The sequence below is a fragment of the uncultured Campylobacter sp. genome, assembly GCF_938045405.1.
In the GTDB taxonomy this organism is placed as follows: domain Bacteria; phylum Campylobacterota; class Campylobacteria; order Campylobacterales; family Campylobacteraceae; genus Campylobacter_B.
In genome coordinates, this window is sequence record NZ_CALIMW010000137.1 from 1 (window position 1) to 18,095 (window position 18,095).

The following is an 18,095-nucleotide window of genomic DNA, read 5'->3' on the forward strand; positions in this document are numbered from 1 at the left end:
AGGACCTGCCGGCACGCCCCAATATCCGAGCGTCTGCCCGAAATCCTCGTCGTGGCGCGGAATCCCGTAGTATTTGCCCGCCATATCGTTAAGTCCGCCGAAGCCAACGGTCGAATTGATCAAAAACCGTTTCGTCTCGTCCCAAGAATTTTCAAATTTACCCTGCAGCAGGTTGTTTACGAGCCTCATCGGATATAAAATATTATAGAAAAAATTTGAAAATGCGCCCTGGATCGGATCGGGCATTACATAGTCGTAGCCGCTGGCTACGGGAGTTAATATGTATGAGTAAAATACGTCGTTAAAGCCCGTCATTACGCGGTTATAGCCGCTAAGCGGATCGAAAACCTCGCGCTTGGCAAACTCCTCGTCAAAACCATCCGTATCGCCGCTAGGCGCCGCGTCTTGCTTCTGTGAGCAACCGCAAAGCGCTAACGCTGCGGCTAGGAATAGAATTTTTATAAATTTCAAATTGCAAACCTTATATATAAATCAAAGTGGCGATTTTACAAGTTTAAAGAAATTTTGTCAATAAAGGTAAAATTTCATATAGAATTTCCCTCTTTATAGCGCAGAATAAAGCCTACAGCTCTTTAAGAAATATATCAGAGGATATATTATAAAATCACGCGAAAGTAAATAAGAAAGGATGAAAATGGACGCAAAATTTGCTTTGGAATTCCTGCTTGGCAAGGAAACATCGCTTCTAGCCAAGCACATTAAGCTGCTTAAGGCCGTAGATGAGACTAAAAGTATTACAAAGGCCGCAGAGATCGTAGGAGTGTCGTATAAAAACGGCTGGGACGCGCTAAATTTAATCAACAACGCGAGCAAAAAACCCCTCATCGTCCGCACTCAAGGCACAAAGAAAAATAGCGGCTCCGAGCTTACCCCTTACGCTCACAAGCTGATTCGCGCCTATGATGCTATCAGCCACGCGGGCGAGACGTTTTTGAGTGAAATTTTAAAGCTTGACGAGATCACCGAAGAGAGCCTTTTAAGCTTAGAGAAGATCGGTATGAAGCTTTCTGCGCGCAATCAGCTAAGTGTTGAGATTACGGATGTTCAAACAGGCGCTGTAAATTCTCAAATCACGGCTAAGCTAGCAGGTGGCGAAATTTTATGCGCGACGGTAACCGTAGAGAGCGAAAAAAATTTAGGGCTAAAGACGGGCAAGGATGTGCTGTTTTTATTCAAAGCCCCAAGCGTCATCATTGCCAAAGGAGCCTCGGAGAAGCTAAAACTTAGTACGGTGAATCAAATCAAGGGCACGATTAGCGAGGTCAAAATCGGCGCGGTAAACGCAGAGATCTGTCTAGGCACAAGCTCGCATCAAAACATCACCGCGATCATCACGCGAGAATCTGCCACCGCGATGGCTCTAGGAGTAGGAGATGAAGTAACGGCGATCATCGAGCCTAGCGAGATCATTATTGGCGCGTAATAGGGTGAAATTGGGTGCGCAAAATTTTAAAATTTAAGGCGTAAATTTAAAATTTTAGATACAATTCAATTCTCGGTGAGAGCCGAAACGAAAGGCATAAAATGAAGTTGAAAGCAGTGCTTTTAGGAATTTTAACCGCAGGCGCGCTTAGCGCAGGCGAGGTCAGCGTCGCAGCCGCTGCGAACACGACGTATGCGTTTGACGAGATCAAGGCGGAATTTGCCAAACTGCATCCGCAAACCACGCTAAACGTGAGCTTGGGTGCAAGCGGAGCGCTTAGCACGCAGATCAAAAATGGCGCGCCGTTTGATATTTTTATGGCGGCGGATATGAAATTTGCAGACGATCTGCATAAAGAGGGCTTTGCAACGGCGCCTGCCAAAACTTACGCCAAGGGCAAAGTGGCGATGTTTAGCGTGCGCGGCGTAGATCTTAGCAAAGGGCTTGAAATTTTAAAAGATCCTAGCGTCAAAACTATCACGATAGCAAATCCAAAGACCGCTCCTTACGGCATCGCAAGCGTGGAGGCTTTCAAAAAAGCCGGGATTTACGATGAGATCAAAGGCAAAATCGTAGAGGCAAAATCGATCGGTGAGGCTCTTTCGCAAGCGCTTAAAGCTTCCGACGTCGGCTTTATCGCGGCTAGCGCGATGTATGCGCCTAAGATGGCAAAGGACGGCTGCAACGATAAGCCTTGCAAAGAGGGCGAAAATTTCGTCTTAGTCGATACCAAGCTCTATGAGCCGATAGCTCAAGGCATGGTCGTGCTAAACCGCGCCAAAGACAATGCCGAAGCCAAGGCGTTTTATGATTTTATCCTAAGCGATAAGGGTAAGGCGATCTTTGCTAAATACGGATACGAGTTTTAATGATTAGAGCGAGAATCAACGAAATTTTACAAAAAGACGGCATCCATTCTGTAGGATTTATTGCAGGCGGCATCAAGCTACGTGGCGTATTTCTGCAGCTAAGTAGCGAGCTTAAGGTGGGTAGCGAAGTTTACGTGGGCTTTAAAAGCACCGATGTGCTTTTATCTCGCGAAGCCCTAAGTGGTGTATCTAGCGAAAATGAAATTCACGGCAAGATTATGAGCCTAAGCTTAGGTGAAATTCTATGCACGCTCAGGTTTGAAGGCAAGATAAGCTTTGATGTGCTCATTAGCGCGCATTCTGCGCAGGAGCTTGCTTTACGCGAGGGCGACGAGGTTTTCGCATACGTTAGCGCCACTGCGATATATATAGAAAAATATGATAACGATTGATTGTAAGAAAAAAATCAGTGATGATTTCTCGATTGATACTCGCTTAGAGATTAACAAAGGCTCGTTTGTGTGCCTATATGGGCGCAGCGGCAGCGGTAAGACTACACTGCTGCGCATTTTGGCTGGATTTTTGCGCGCAGATAGTGGTAGCATAAAAGACGGCGATCGCGTGCTACAAGAAGGCAATGAATTCTTAAGTGCGGGTAAGCGCAGGATCGGCTTTTTGTTTCAAGACTACGCACTTTTTGAGAATATGAGCGTGACGGGCAATCTACTTTTTGCCAGAAACGATCCGCAAAAAGCTGCGATGCTGCTTGAAATTTTAGAGCTTAGCGAGTTTGCGAAATCCGGCGTAGAGGGTCTTAGCGGTGGACAGAAGCAGCGCGTAGCACTTGCTCGCGCACTGATGCAAGAGCCTGAAATTTTGCTACTTGACGAGCCGCTTTCGGCGCTTGATTTTACGATGCGCGAAAAAATCCAAGAGTATTTGCTAAAGATCCACGAGCAGTTTCATCAGACCGTGATTTTGGTAAGCCACGATGTGAGTGAGATTTATAGGCTTTGCAAGCGGGTTTATGAGATGAAGGACGGCAGGATCGTCCGCACCGGTACGCCGGAGGAAATTTTCCTTAAAACTAGCGGCTCACAGAAGTTTTCTTTCGCGGGCAAGATTGTCGATTTGCAAGCACGCGACGGGGTCAAAGTAGCTGTCGTAGCGATCGGCAGCCAGCTGTGCGAAGTGGTGCTAAGCAATGCAGAAGCCGATGGCTTGCAAGTAGGCGACGAGGTCAAAACAGGCGCCAAAGCCTTTAATATCACTCTGCGTAAAATTTAAACTTACAGGCAAGCTTGGGCGCGCATAAGCGGGAAACTTCAACTAGATTAGAGATTTAATACAGGCTTTTATGGAATTTTACGTGGAATTTAGACGAGGAATTTTGCGAAATTTTAGCTAGATTTACCCGTAAAATACGGTAAGATTTTAAAATTTCATTCGCATCGCGCTTAGATTTTAATGAAACACAAAATTTAAACGCAGGCTAGAGCAAAATTGCAATGTAAGACTAGATAGCGTGGGGAAGTTAAGCTTTAAATTTTAGATTTTGCGCGGGCATGCGCCACTAAATTCCTTCTTTGAATTTATTGATTGGCGCGGTAGGTTTATTTTTAAATTTAGCGACTTTTGATTTACTTTTTTTGGCAGGAGTTGCGCGAATTCTATCATGCGATTTTGGTAAAAAATTTAATGTGAAGCTTCGCGCAAACTTAAAATTTTTAGATTTGGAATTTTACCTGGATTTTGTGACTTTGAAATTTTAAAAGCTCTAACGGTTTGAAGCTTGCGTGCTAAACTCGCTTAATAAGAGCTGTGGCAAAATTTCATTAACCGGGTCTTTTGGGTTTATGCGAAATTTTAATTTCGTCTTGTCGGGCTCAATCAAATTTCACTAGGTCGTTCGGAGGGTGTCGTTTAGCCTATCTTGCGTGAAATTTGCGCTCAGATAAATCCTGCCCGCTTAAGTTTTAAAGCCTAGTGAAGCTTTTTGAAATTTAGCTCAGCAAAATTCGTGGCCTTAAAAATTTGCCAGCTTGGTAGAGAGCTTAAAGATTCGGCAGGATTTGCACGCTTGAAGGAATTTATTAGCCAAGCACTTTTATAAATTCCGCTCGCGTTAGCTTGCACGGAATTTTCAAAATTTCATTTTGCAAAGCCTTATGACTATGAGGTTTGCGTAAATTCTATCTAGCTTTGCCTCTAAATTTTAAAGTAGGGTTAGGCTTTTAAAATTTTATAGTTTGGGCCCAGCGGCTCGGCTCGGAGGATAAATGTTTGAAATTCTAAAGGGGCTCGATTACACGCCGTTTCTCGTTTCATTAAAGCTTGCCAGCTTGACGACGCTCGCGTTGTTTATCATCTGCGTGCCGCTCGCGTTTTTTATGGCGAGAAAAAATTTCCGCGGCAAAAGCGTGATCGAATCGATCATCTCGCTTCCGCTCGTGCTGCCGCCCTCGGTATTAGGGTTTTACCTGCTCGTTTTCCTATCGCCGTATTCGGTGCTGGGCGAGTTTTTTGACAAACACTTCGGGCTTCGGCTCGTATTTAATTTCAGCGGGCTCGTGATCGCGAGCTGTATCTACTCGCTGCCGTTTATGTTTTCGCCGCTGGTTTCGGGCTTTCGCTCGCTTCCGCGCTCGCTTTTTTGGGCGTGCGACTCGCTCGGCAAGGGCTATTTTTCCAAGCTGTTTCGCGTCGCGTTACCCGCGATACGCCACTCCCTGCTTAGCGCCTTGGTGATCTGCTTTGCGCATACGATGGGCGAGTTCGGCGTCGTGCTGATGATCGGCGGCAGCGTGAGCGAGCAGACCAAGGTCGCCTCCATCGCGATCTACGAAGCGACCGAGACGCTCGATTTTGCGCAGGCTCATGCGTATTCGGCACTGATGCTGCTCTTTAGCTTTGCGGTGCTTTTGATTATGCATTTTTTGGGAGCAAAGGGCGCAAAAATACAAGCTTAAATCGGCTTTAAAACGAAATTTGCTAAAATCCTTCAAAATTTGGAATTTGGCATGAAAAACAAAAAAGACTTCGTTACCGAAAGATTTAACGCCGCCTTGATTCTAGGCGCTGCGCTGCTTACGCTTGTAGTAGTTTGCGAGATTAGCTTTTTGCGCACTAGGATCGCTACGCAGCTTGATTTGCGGACGCGCACGGCGATTACTTTACTTAAAAATACCGACGAGTCGCTTTTTAGCGAGCTTGAAATTCTAAAAGAAACTATCCTTTCTTTGGACGCAAGGCACGAAGCTATGCAAAGCAAGCTTTATGCGGATTTGATCCGTAATGTCGTAAAATCTTCTCATAGATTTGACGCTATTTTTTATCTGCGCGCCCGCGGCGCGAAGCAGGAGAGCTTGGCGCATTTTTCATCGGATGCGCGCATTTCGGATCTTGGCGAGATACGACTTGCGGATATCGCAAGCGAGCTAAAAAAGGATGAATGGGTATCGCGCTATATGATGATGGATGGGGCGTGGCGGTATTTTTTAATCAAGCGCGTAAACGCTGATTCATATCTGCTAGGTTTTGCCAACACCGCTAGGCCGATTGCCAGGCTCTCTTCGCTGGGAGATATTTTGGTCTTTAACGCCGAAGGTAAATTTTTTAACGCTCCTGGCAGCGTAACCGATATATTAGGGCAGGATTTTGATTTTTCGCGCCTAGGCGAAGTGGTAAGCTTTGAAGACGAATCTGGGCTAAGCTTTGCATATCTTGCGAAATTTGGGGATAATTTCGTAATGGCTCGCGAACGAGCCGGCTATTTTTTAGGCGCGGACGATTTTATCGTCGTAGCGCTAGCGGCGGCTATTTTAGCTTATTTAATCCTTCTAATTTCAAATTTTACGTTTTTAAAAAAGCGCGTTTTTATCCCGCTAGCGGCAGTTCAAAACGCTCTGCGCCAAGGAGATTATCACTCCAAAATTCGCGATATAGAAGCGCTAAATCCGCTAAGCTCTGTCTTAGAAATTTCTAAATCCATAGACGAGGTCTTGAAGTCTAATTTGCGCCACGGCGATTTTAGCCTCAGCTTTAAAGATGCGCTAAAATACAGCTCTCTTTCAGTGCTTAGCATCGATAACGTCGCAGGCACGATCGAAAGCGCTAGCAACGGCGCACGCGAGCTTTACGGCGATGACGTCGTAGGACGGAATATATTCGCGCTGCAAGCAGGCTCGTTTTACGATCACGCCTATCAAACCCAGCGCGCAAACTATGTCAAAGAAAACTATGTCGTAACCCGCCAAGAGACCAAAAATGGCGTCAAAGACCTTTATGTTAAAAAATCTTATATCCGCGACGGAAGTAAAATTTCAACCCTTTTTGTGGTGCTCGATGCGTCAAAATATCGCAGATTTTACGATGAAACTAAGCAAAAATATGAGTATTTAAATCACGCGCCTATCGTTACGCTCGTGTTTGACTACACTTCGGGCAAGATCGTAGATGCTAGTAAAAATATAAAAGAGCTTTGGGGTTACGAAGCGGCGCAGTTTTTAAGCGGCGAGATAAGGCTATGGGATTTGCTGGATGAAAAGGATGCGAATGAGGCTAAAAATGAAATTTTAAACCGCTTAGCCGATATGCCCTCAGAAGAGCTAAGCTTTTCTCAAAGCTATAAAATTCGCCATAATGATAATATCCGCTATAGCTACGAAGTGAGCATCTATGTCAAAAAGTCCGCCGCCAGGGCTGCGTTTTATTTTCAAAATATTGATGACGATGTTAAGGTGATCCGCGGCTTGCAGGAGGATTTGGACTTTTACCGCACCGTAATCGAGACTAGGAATTTTTGTACCTGCTTAATCGATCTTGATGCGCAGACGCTGTCGTTTGATAAAAATTACTTTAAAATTTTAAAATATCGCGGCAAAAGGCTAAACACTGCGATGAGCTTCGGGGAGTTCAGTTATGAAATTTACTTCGCGGATTTAGAGAATTTCAATAAAATGATCCGCGAATGCACCGCCGGGCTTAGGAGCGATTTTAGCTGCGAATTCCGTCTGCGAAATGCCGCTAATGCCTATACTTGGATCAGTATGCAAGGCTACGTCACCGAAAAGCAGGGCTCTCGCTCGCGCCTTGTAAAAACTACGCTCGAAGATATCAGCTCGCGCAAACAGACGGAGCTGGAGTTAAATTTAAACGCCAACGTCTTTTCGCGCTCGCTAGAGGCGATCTTAATCACAGATGAGAGCGGTCGCGTGCTGCGCGCTAATAACGCCTTTTATGAAATCACCGGCTATAGCGAAAGCCAAACTATCGGCAAAATTCCAAATTTCTTCGCTCCTACGGAGGGCGGAGCAGACGTGATGGAGAGGATTAGAAAAAATCTCGTCGGCAAACAGACCTCTTACAAAGATGAAATTTACGGACTAAAAAGAGGCGGCGGCACCTTTCCTGCGCTATTTACGGCAATTGCGATCAAGGATGATTTTTCGCTTACTTCAAATTTCATTCTGATGTTTACCGAAATTTCGCAGATCAAACAAAAGGAGAGCGAGCTAGCCAAGATCGCCCACCATGACGCGCTTACGGGGCTTCCGAACAGAGTATATTTTATGAAGGCTGCGCAGAGATTTACCGCAAACGCGGGCAACAGCGGCAAATTGATGGCTGTGCTTTTCATCGATTTTGACGGCTTTAAGGCGATCAACGACACCTACGGGCACGAGGTCGGCGATATGTTTTTGCAGGCTATCTCAAAGGCGATGAGTGGGCTACTGCGCAAGGGCGATATCTTAGCGCGTCTTGGCGGCGATGAGTTCGGCGCTATCATCGGCGATCTGCAAAGCAAGGATGCCGCGCATGTGCTATTAGATCGTCTGCTTGGAATTTCAAAGATGAAATTTAACCTCAAAGGCAACGAAATTAGCGCAAGCATCAGCGTTGGCGCAGCGTTTTACGACGGCAGTGAAAAGATCGATTTTTCGGGACTTTTATCGCGCGCAGATAGGGCGATGTATCGCGCCAAAACGAGCGGTAAAAACCGCTACTGCATCTTTGAGCGCGCCGAAGCAGACGAACCTAGCGAGGAAGGGATTGCTGCAGCGATCGAAGAGGGGGAGTTTTTCGTGCTCTATCAGCCGATCATTAGCGGCGCGCAGATTTACGGATATGAGCTGCTTTTACGCTGGGATCGCGGAAAGCGCGGAATTCTTGCCCCGCAGGATTTTGCGCAGATATTAAGCGAGCCGCGATTTGAGTTGCCAATCTCAAAATTTGCGTTTTCAAAGATGATGGAATTTAACGCTCAAACGGGCGCAAACTGCTCTATAAACGTAAGTCTAGCCGTGCTTACAAACGACGAATTTTACGATTTCGTAGCTCATAGCTTGCGAGACAGGGCTAATGCAAAAGGCGAGTTGATGTTTGAGATAACCGATTTTAGCGAGCAAAATTTTAAGGAATTCGCCCCTGCGCGTGGGCGTTATGCAGATCTTGGGGTTAAATTTGCTCTTAATAGTGCAAATAAAAGCAATATCCCATTCCTGAATGCCCAGCCTTTCGATGTCGTTAAAATCGACCGCGAGCTCTGCCTTGACATAGGCAAGAAAAAAAATGCTATCCGAACGATGGTGGAGATCACAGGCAAGCTAAAGCGGGAGTTTGGTTTTGCTCTCGGCGCTCAAGGGGTCGAAAACGCGCTGTCGCTGCGGCTCTTAAACAATTTGAAATTTAACTATCTACAGGGAAATTTTATCGCAAAAGCGCTGGATCGCAAAGAGATAGACGCTTTCATCGCGCGCTTTAAAGATACGCCCAAGCTCGCAGCCATCGACAAAGATGAGTTTATCAGCTTCTTAAACGCGCTTGATTACAAAGAGCTTGCTTTAAGCTTCATCGCGCGCGGTCAAACGGGCGAGCTTAGCCCCGGAGAGTTTGAAAGCTTCAAAACGAAATTCGGCGAAATTTTAAATAAAACTCAAAGCGCGGGCAGCGAGAAATTTGCGCTAAATACAGAAATACGTAAGCAAATTTTAGATATTCTTTCGCTTGATTACCGCGTTTTGGCAAGCTTCATTCAGAGCTTTAAAACGCGACTGGATCAGTTCATAAGCGATTTGGAGGCAGCATGATAGATAGCGTTAGCGCCGATTTCGATCACGAGATACCAAACGGCTCGAGGCTGTATTTCGGAAAGAGCGCGCAGCTCAAGCGCGAGCTGGAAAATAAAGCGAGCGAAATCCTCGTTAAAAACGGCTTTAGCGAAATTTTAACGCCCTATTTTTCATATCATCAACACCTAAGCGTCGCGCCGCAGAAGCTTCTCAAGCTCTCCGATCCCACAAACCATGAGCTCGCGCTTCGCGCAGACAGCACCGTGGACGTCGTACGTATCGTGCGCAAGCGGCTGAAAGACGATAAGCTAAGGCGGCTATTTTATGCCCAGCCTACTTTCAAATACCCAAGCGACGAGTTTTATCAGATCGGCGCGGAGCTGATCGGGGAGAAAAATCTGCCCCTTGCGATCAAAATCGCGCAGGAATTTTTTAAAGAATTTGATCTTATGCCCGCGCTTCAGCTAAGCAATATCGAGATTCCCAAAAAAATTTGCGAAATTTTAAACCTGCCGCTTGAAATTTTTGAAAAGGGCAAGATTGAGACGCTGCTTGAGCAAAATTTGCCTTGGCTGGATGCTACGGCTCGCGCTACGTCGCTAAAGGACGTGCGGGCTCTGCGCGCGCAGGTGCCCGAAGAGCTCGTGCCTTGCCTAGATGAAATTTTAAGCCTAGGCGTGGATTACGAGCGTATCTGCGTTTCGCTGCTGTATTACTCTAAAATGCGCTATTACGACGCGCTATTTTTTAGATTTTTAGACGCGGGCGCGGTGTATTGTAACGGCGGAAATTACGAGATTGACGGGCTAAAATCCAGCGGCTTTGCGCTGCTAGTGGATGCTTTGATAGAAAAAATTATGCAAAAGGATGAAAAATGAGCAAAGTTGACGTAGTCATCGGCGCCCAGTGGGGCGATGAGGGCAAGGGCAAGATCGTAGATATGATAAGCGCGAATTACGATTTCGTATGTCGCAGCAGCGGCGGGCACAACGCAGGCCACACTATCGTCATAAACGGCGAGAAATTTGCGCTGCATCTGGTACCTAGCGGCGTGCTTCATAAAAATATCATCAACATCATCGGAAACGGCGTCGTGATCAACCCCGACGTGCTGATTACCGAGATGGCGCAGTTTGAAAATTTAAAGGGCAGATTTTTCATAAGCGAGAAGGCGTTTTTAAATTTACAGTACCACTCGCTGATCGATCAGGCGCGCGAAAAGAGCAAGGGCGAGCTTGCGATCGGCACCACCGGCAAGGGTATAGGACCTGCGTATGCCGATAAGATCGCGCGCACGGGACACCGCGTAGCGGAGCTTTTGGAGCCCGAAAGGCTTGCCGAGGCGCTATCGCGCGATTTTGCTTCGCATGAGAGCGTTTTTGAAAAAGCGGGAGTTAAAATTCCTAGCAAGATTGAAATTTACGAGGAGCTAAAGCGCTATAAAAGCGCGCTCGAGCCATACATCGCCGATACCACGCACATGCTGTGGAAGGCGCTTGATTACGACAAGCGCGTGCTCGTAGAAGGCGCGCAAGGAAGTCTGCTTGATATCGATCACGGAACCTATCCTTACGTCACTAGCTCAACTACTATCGCGGGCGGGGCTTGCAGCGGGCTTGGGCTTGCGCCGAAAGATATCGGCACGGTGATGGGAATTTTAAAGGCCTACACCACCCGCGTGGGCAACGGTGCGTTTCCTACCGAGGATAAAGGCCCGCAGGGCGAGGCGATGCGCGAGATCGGCAAGGAGTACGGCACCACGACGGGGCGGGCGCGCCGCTGCGGCTGGTTCGACGGAGTGGCTACGAAATACGCCGTGCGCCTTAGCGGCATCGACAAGCTCGCGCTTATGAAGCTTGACGTCCTAGACGGCTTTGAGAGCATTAAAATTTGCCGCGCATATCGCTACAAGGGTGAGGATATCGATTATTTCCCGATCGATTTGGAAGCTGCCGAGCCGGTTTATGAGCAGATGCCTGGCTGGGATAGCGTCAAGGGAATTTCAAAATTTGAAGATCTGCCGCAAAACGCGCAAAATTATATCCGTAAAATAGAGGAGCTAAGCGGCACGAAGGTGGGCTTCATCTCCACCAGTCCCGAAAGAAGCGACACGATAATTTTATAAACCCGGTGAAATTTTAAAATTTCACCCGTTGCGGGCGGCTAGACCGCTCATAGAACTGAATTTAAAGGAACGATCATGCGAATACGACTACCACACGTGCCATATATCGCGCATAAAATAGCGCTGGATCTGCTAAACTCGGGCTGCGTTACGCTCGGTGCGGGCATAGAGCCAGTCGCCAAGGAAGCGGACGAAATCATAAGGGCCGATCTGCAAAAAGAAAGAGCGATAGACGAGCGCGCAAACGAGCTGATAGATGAGCGCATAAGCGAGCTAGATGAGATGAGCGTGAATAAAAAAGATATGTTTTGGCTCATCAAACGCCACATCGCAAACGACGAGAATTTCGAGCTAAATTTCGAGGATCGCTACGGCACCATATCGCATAAAATTTTAGAAACCGTTTGGAAGAAAAATTTGATCGATTACAAAGTTTCGGAAAACAGGCTAAAGACGATAATTTATAACGCGATCGAGGAGTATTTGAAAAGCTACCAAAAGATCGAGGACGAGGTCTATGAAAAGATCGAGGGATACAAGCAAAAATTGATCCCGGGTACCGAAGAATACGAGCTAGTGTTTGAAAAGCTCTACGAAGAGGAGCTAAGAAAACGGGGCATGCTATAATGAACGCGTATATCTACATAGAAAACGGCATCTACCTGCAAGCTAAGGCGTTCGGCAAGGGCGGCAGCGCATTCGGCGAGCTCGTGTTTAACACCTCCGCCACCGGCTACGAGGAGATCATCTCCGATCCGAGCTACGCGGGGCAGTTTATTATCTTTACGATGCCCGAAATCGGTATCGTAGGTATCAACGAAGACGACAAAGAAAGCTCCAAAATCCACGCAAGCGGAATTTTCATAAGAAATTTTAACAACGAGCCTTCAAATTTCCGCTCGCAGATGAGCTTGGAGGATTATTTTCTGCAAAACGGAAAATTCGGCATTTACGACATCGACACCAGATTTTTAACCAAAATGCTGCGCGATCAGGGCAGTCTGCGCGCCTTCGTCTCTACCGATATTAGCGATAAAGCGGCTCTTAAAAAGGCGCTCAGCGAATCTGCGCGCATAGAGGAGATCAACTACGTAAGCATCGTAAGCACGAAGGCGCCGTACAAGCACACATCGGGTCGCTGGGACGCCGCGCGCGGAAGCTACGCTCAGCCCGCAAGCTGCGGCAAAAAGATAGCCGTGATCGATTACGGCGTCAAGCGAAACATCCTAAACGAGCTTTGTGATCTGGGGCTCGGCGTCGAGGTTTTTCCGCACGACGTTAAAGCGGAGAGCCTGATTGCTAAGCTTAAAGAGGGGCAGATCGACGGCGTATTTTTATCAAACGGCCCGGGCGAGCCGCGCATGCTTAAAGAGGAGATCGCTCAGATCAAAAAGATGGTCGAAGCGCGCGTGCCGATTTTTGGAATTTGCTTGGGTCATCAGCTGCTAAGCAACGCGATGGGGTATGAGACCTACAAGCTTAAATTCGGCCAGCACGGCGCAAACCACCCCGTGCAAAATCTGCGCACCAAATCGATCGAGATCACCGCGCAAAACCACAACTACAACGTCCCCGAAACGATCGCGCAGATCTGCGAGATCACGCACCGCAATCTTTTCGACGGCACGATCGAGGGCGTGCGCTACAAAGACTATCCCGTATTTTCGGTGCAGCACCACCCCGAAGCCAGCGCGGGGCCTACCGAGAGCAAATATATCTTCAAAGAATTTCTTGAAATTTTATGATTTTTGAAATTTTGCCTGCATGAAATTTTACCGCGATCGCGCGGTAAAATTTTAAATTTACGGCAAGCTTTAAATTCTAACGCGGTCTTTGAGTCGTAAATTTAAAGCTCGTCGCAGCCTGGATAATTGCAGGCTGGAGAGGTACACAAAGCGCACTTTTACGGACTTAGGATTGTCGCGGCGATTTTGAACTAAGCGGTTTTTTTATGAAGCGATCTGCGCTAGTCGCGATTTTAAATTTAAACTGGCTGCGCGCCGCATGCTTTTTATTCATGTGATTTTTGCGTCCACGTAGCTTTTAAGCGCACGCGCTGCTAAATTTCATGCACTTTAAAAGATCAGACTTGGTGCGCTTAGCCCTTTCAAAACAGATCCTGTGGCACATTTCTCATAACTTCAAGCCCTTTAAATTTGACGAACCGTTTTGCTGCCGTCAAAAGTTGCGCTAGTAAGCTGCCCTGTCGCCCGTAAAATTTTATCTAACGTCGCCCGCCCGTTAAAGTCTTATTGACGCAATTTTGCCAGTTATGCCCTAGTTTTTGATAAACTATACCTGCCCTTCAAACCTTATCGGCGCCGTTTCATTTCCCTCTAAAAGCCATTTGCCTAAAATAAAATTCCGCTCCGCCGCGTAGTGAAATTTTACCTGCGCCAGCTTTGAAATTTTACTTTCAGCCGCTCTTAAATCTCTTTCGCACCGATAAGATTCAACTCGCGTCACTTTAAATTTTACCCATCTCTATGCTGCAGTTTTTACTCACGCTTGTTTTTTTAATCCCGCCCATATTTGCACCTAAAATAAGAGTTGTGTTACTTTATGAAATTAAATTTTTAACTTAACATTATTTTAAGCTCAATAAAAGAGAAAATTTGAAAGAATTTCGTTTGAAATTTCGCCTTGAGGGGTCTGCTATGAGCTGCGCTTTAAAAGAGCTGGACGTCTTGCTAGTCGAGGATGATACTAAATTACTAGCCTCGCTGCATAAGGCGTTTGAGGGTATTTTTAACAACGTTTATAATGCCCAAAACGGGCTTGAAGGTGTGAAAAAATTCAAAAAATTTAGTCCTAATCTCGTCATTACCGACATTCTAATGCCGATCGAGGATGGGTTAGCGATGATACGCCAGATCAAGCAGATCTTTCCGCATGCTCCTATCGTGGTGCTTAGTGGCTTCAGTAGGGAGGAGCAGCTAAAAGGCGTTATGGAGATTGGCGTCGAGCGGTATTACTTTAAGCCGGTAGATATCGCCGCATTTGTGCTAGAGATAAGTGCGCTGATGAAGTCTAAGCTGGACTCTGTACGAGTCGTAAATATGGGCGCAGGCTACGTATTTGACGGGCTTCGCCGTATTTTGCTGAAGGATGGCGAGCAGATCGTGCTTACTAAAAAGGAGCTTTCTTTTGTCTCGCTGCTAGCCAGTCGCGTGGGCGAGCTGGTGCTTTACGAGGAGATCAAGCGTTATGTTTGGACTGAAGGAGCCGTGAGTGATACGGCGCTTCGCACCTTCGTCAAGCGTATCCGCGATAAAGTGGGAGGCGAAATCATAAAAAACGTCCCGAGCCTGGGATACAAGATCGAGCTTGAGCCCGCTTAAATTCCGTCGCGTTTTTGCCGCTTTGTAATTTACGGAATCCACTCGTAAAATTTTGCGTCGAAATATGCCGCGATTAATGCGGAGCGCGGTAGAATTCCGCGCTCAAAGCGCCACAGATTAAAATTTTACGCTCGTCCAACTTACTAAATTTGACTTGATAAAATTTAACCTCTCAAGCTTTTCAAAAACTTCTTTGCTTAAAAGCCCAAACTAAAAATTTCTTGCTAAAATATCGCAAAATTCCGCGTTCTGCGAATCGCTCTAAAGGATTTGTTTTGAAAAATTTGCCCTCTAAAAATCTCTTTGTCTACACTAGCTCGCGTGCGCTACGCGCGGCGCTGCAAAGCGAGGGCGGCGGCGTGCTGGCGCCTAGGATTACGTTGGCGGAATTCTACGAAAAGGCGCTTTTTGTGCCGGATCTTGTCGCTTGCGGTGAGATAGACCGCGCGCTTTTTATGAAACAAGCGGTAAACAAGAGCAAGCGCGCAGGCGAGAGGCTTAAATTCCCTAGCGAGCTTTACGAGTTTATGCGCAACCGCGAGTATCTTTTCGGCTTTTTCAAGGAGCTTGCGACGGAGCGCGTAAGTATCGATGCGCTCGATCTTAGCGATACCTATGCGTGGTATGCCGAGCATTTTGAAATTCTGCGAGAGCTAGCGGGGGCGTATGCAAGGATTCTGCGTGAGCATGGATTTTACGACGAGATCACGCTCCCCGCGCTTTATGAGATAAATGAGTCCTATTTGCGCGGATTTGAGCGGATAGAAATCAACATCGACGGCAATCCTAGCGCATTTGAGTTCGAGGTTTTTAAGCGCGCTGCGGAGCTGAGCGAGGTTGTGTTGAGCTTTAGAGCCACGACTTTAAATTCCAAGCCCGTGCGCGCGGTGGAGGAGCTTTGCGGCATAAGCCTAGAGCCAGGTTTTGCATACCGCGTAAATCTTGGTACGGGTGAAATTCTAAGCCGAGAGTTGCTAAGCGTGGGCGGAGCGGTTGTGTGTAGAGGCTTTGAGTTGCGAAGCTTGCAGGCGAGCTATGTTTTTGAAAAAATTTCATCCTTTGTGCGCGCGGGCATTGCGCCGGAGCGCATCGCGGTGATTTTGCCCGACGAGAGTTTTGCCGGCACGCTGCGGCTTTACGACGAGCGCATCGCAAGGGCTCGCGGCTCGCACAGGCTGCTAAATTTTGCGATGGGAGAGAAGCTTAAAGATAGCCTATTTTACGTAACGCTAGAGAAAATTTCGCAATGCTTAAAAGAAGCGCGCACGCCGAAATTTGGCGTAGATTACCGCGCATTCAAAAGCCCGGATGGAGGATTTTTGAATGCGGAGGATTCCGCGGTACAGCAAAATTTAGCGCTAGGTAATTTCGCTTCTGAGAATTCTGCATCGCAAAATTTAGTACAGCAAAATTCCGCGTTTGATTGCGAAATTTTTTCAAATTCTAAAGCGGATTTAAATTTTATGTCTGCAGGGGCGTTTGAAAATACGGAAAATTTTGAAATTCTGCGCGAAATTTCGGCGGAACGCGCTAATAGCGCGGAAGAGCAAAGCTTTTCGGCAGAGTTTGCAGAGTTGCAAGAGCCCTTGGAGTGTGCGCAGCAGCGCGATTATTCGGTTAGCGCAAAACGGCAAGAGCTTTTAAAGCAGCAAGAGAGCCTACGACACTCTATGCAACTGGAGCATATAGAGCTTGAGGAAGAAGATGGGCATTCAAAAAGTCCTAAGCAGCGCGATCGCTTTAGGTGCTCTAAAATATGCGAGGGCGCAGATGAGTATCCGCAGCGCCCAAACCCGCAGGAGCTTGATCTGTTTTTTGCGAGTGTGGACGTGGATGAGGCGCTTTTTGGCGAGTTTGCGCGCGATTTTACAAAGCAAGTAAGCTTTGAGCATTTCGAGGCGCTAATTGTAAAGCTTGCCTGTTTACCCAAAATTAGCGACGCGCTACTGCAAGAAAAGCTAAAAGAGCCGCTATATCTAATTAAAATTTTGCTTCGAAAATTTAAGGACGAAAACCTAAGCTTGGGCAATCTAATCGATCTTTTTTTGTTAGAAATTTCGCGCATTAAGCTCGATGATGTTCGTGGCGGAAAGGTCACGGTAATGGGACTTTTAGAGAGCCGCGGACTGCAATTTGACGGCGTGATAATCCCCGATTTTAACGATGATCTGGTGCCAAAGCGCAGTAGCGGAGAGATGTTTTTAAACTCCGCTTTGCGCGCTAGAGCAGGGCTTATCAGCCACGCAGATCGCGAAAATTTACAAAGATTTTACTACGACGGCTTGCTAAGAGGCGCTAAAAAAAGCGCGATTTGCTATCTGCAAAGCGTCGAGAAATTGCCTTCGCGGTTTTTGAAAAGCTTTGAAGTGCAACAAGACGCGGAATTTTCGCAGGAGGATTATTTGCGGCTTTTTGGGAGGGAGGAATTTAAGTCCGCCTTATGCGGACAAGAAGATCCCGTGGCTCGCCATGATTTTTTTGCCGAGGAGCTGTCGTTTTCGCGGCTGGATACGTTTTTAGAATGCAAGAGGAAGTATTATTACCGCTACGTTTTCGGGCTAAAAGAGGGGCTAAAATTTGGCGAGGACAATGCGCTTTTAGGCAAAATTTTACATACGAGTTTTCAGCGTTTATACGAGCGAGCGGGGATGAAATTTAGTATGGAAAAATTTCGCCCTATTTATTCGCAGCTTGCGCGAGAAGCGGGCATCGCGCGCTTTGATGCAGAGCTTGAGCTAAAAGCTGTAGAAAAGCTAGCTAGGCTTTTAGAAGAGCATGAGCAAATTTGGAGCTTTAGCGGCAGTGAAGTATCGCTAAAAGGCGAGCTTGACGGAGTGCGGCTAAGCGGGCGGATCGACCGCATTGACGAAGACAAGGCAGGGCGGAAGTTTATCATCGATTACAAACGTGGTTCAGCTAAAAAACATATGGAAAAATTCCAGCTTACGTTTTATCGCGCACTTTTGGCTCAGGAGTGCGAATGCGCCTATCTGTCGCTAAAAGACTGCGCGTTTGCGGCTCCTGGTGACAAAACGCCTAGCTTAGAAAATCTGCGCGAGACGCTAAGCTCTATCGGCAAGGAATTTGCAAGCGAGGTTGCTTTTACGCGCACGGAAGTGGTGCAAAGCTGCGAATACTGCGATTATAAAATCATTTGCAAGGGGCAGATCGATGGCAAAATTTGAAAATTATCTGGCGCTTGAAGCAAGCGCAGGCAGCGGCAAGACCTTCAATCTCGCGGTCAGGTTCATCGAGCTGGTGCGCCTGCTGGGGCGGATGCGCTATCGTACGAGTTACGGGCAGAAC

General features: G+C 47.0%; 13 protein-coding genes. 12 read left to right on the top strand and 1 reads right to left on the bottom strand.

Annotation, left to right across the window (positions count from 1 at the left end):
• Positions 1–471, bottom strand: a 471-nt coding sequence (locus tag Q0140_RS05390) for a VacJ family lipoprotein (protein ID WP_297962607.1), incomplete at its 3' end; no start/stop codon positions are given.
• Positions 472–655: 184 nt separating this feature from the next.
• Between Q0140_RS05390 and Q0140_RS05395 the strand changes: the two genes are divergently transcribed.
• The 12 genes from Q0140_RS05395 (at position 656) to Q0140_RS05450 (ending at position 17,974) form a co-directional block, all read left to right on the top strand.
• Positions 656–1,444 (top strand): TOBE domain-containing protein, encoded by a 789-nt coding sequence (locus Q0140_RS05395; RefSeq protein ID WP_297962609.1) that lies wholly within the window; start codon positions 656–658, stop codon positions 1,442–1,444.
• Between the two features lie 101 nt (positions 1,445–1,545).
• Positions 1,546–2,313: a molybdate ABC transporter substrate-binding protein gene (gene modA, locus Q0140_RS05400; protein WP_297962611.1), complete on the top strand. Its 768-nt coding sequence runs from the start codon at positions 1,546–1,548 to the stop codon at positions 2,311–2,313.
• Complete coding sequence (locus tag Q0140_RS05405) at positions 2,313–2,705, top strand: hypothetical protein (protein ID WP_177389459.1); 393 nt, start codon at positions 2,313–2,315, stop codon at positions 2,703–2,705. The genes modA and Q0140_RS05405 overlap by 1 nt, the downstream gene beginning before the upstream one ends.
• Entirely contained in the window at positions 2,692–3,540 is an 849-nt protein-coding gene (locus Q0140_RS05410) for an ATP-binding cassette domain-containing protein (protein ID WP_297962613.1), read from the top strand. Before Q0140_RS05405 ends, Q0140_RS05410 begins: the two co-directional genes overlap by 14 nt.
• 992 nt (positions 3,541–4,532) lie before the next feature.
• Positions 4,533–5,222: a molybdate ABC transporter permease subunit gene (gene modB / locus Q0140_RS05415; RefSeq protein WP_297962615.1), complete on the top strand. Its 690-nt coding sequence runs from the start codon at positions 4,533–4,535 to the stop codon at positions 5,220–5,222.
• Between the two features lie 51 nt (positions 5,223–5,273).
• Positions 5,274–9,341: a diguanylate cyclase gene (locus Q0140_RS05420; RefSeq protein ID WP_297962617.1), complete on the top strand. Its 4,068-nt coding sequence runs from the start codon at positions 5,274–5,276 to the stop codon at positions 9,339–9,341.
• Positions 9,338–10,201, top strand: a complete 864-nt coding sequence (locus Q0140_RS05425; RefSeq protein WP_297962619.1) for an ATP phosphoribosyltransferase regulatory subunit — start codon at positions 9,338–9,340, stop codon at positions 10,199–10,201. Before Q0140_RS05420 ends, Q0140_RS05425 begins: the two co-directional genes overlap by 4 nt.
• A complete protein-coding gene (locus Q0140_RS05430) occupies positions 10,198–11,448 on the top strand; it encodes an adenylosuccinate synthase (protein WP_297962621.1) in 1,251 nt (416 codons plus the stop codon). The genes Q0140_RS05425 and Q0140_RS05430 overlap by 4 nt, the downstream gene beginning before the upstream one ends.
• A gap of 75 nt (positions 11,449–11,523) precedes the next feature.
• Entirely contained in the window at positions 11,524–12,075 is a 552-nt protein-coding gene (locus Q0140_RS05435) for a DUF507 family protein (protein WP_297915929.1), read from the top strand.
• Positions 12,075–13,193: a glutamine-hydrolyzing carbamoyl-phosphate synthase small subunit gene (gene carA / locus Q0140_RS05440; protein WP_297962624.1), complete on the top strand. Its 1,119-nt coding sequence runs from the start codon at positions 12,075–12,077 to the stop codon at positions 13,191–13,193. Before Q0140_RS05435 ends, carA begins: the two co-directional genes overlap by 1 nt.
• A 912-nt stretch (positions 13,194–14,105) precedes the next feature.
• Positions 14,106–14,789 carry a response regulator transcription factor gene (locus Q0140_RS05445; RefSeq protein WP_297880467.1) on the top strand — a complete coding sequence of 228 codons (684 nt, stop codon included), beginning with the start codon at positions 14,106–14,108 and terminating at the stop codon, positions 14,787–14,789.
• Between the two features lie 275 nt (positions 14,790–15,064).
• Positions 15,065–17,974, top strand: a complete 2,910-nt coding sequence (locus Q0140_RS05450; protein WP_297962626.1) for a PD-(D/E)XK nuclease family protein — start codon at positions 15,065–15,067, stop codon at positions 17,972–17,974.
• The last annotated feature ends 121 nt before the right edge of the window (positions 17,975–18,095 follow it).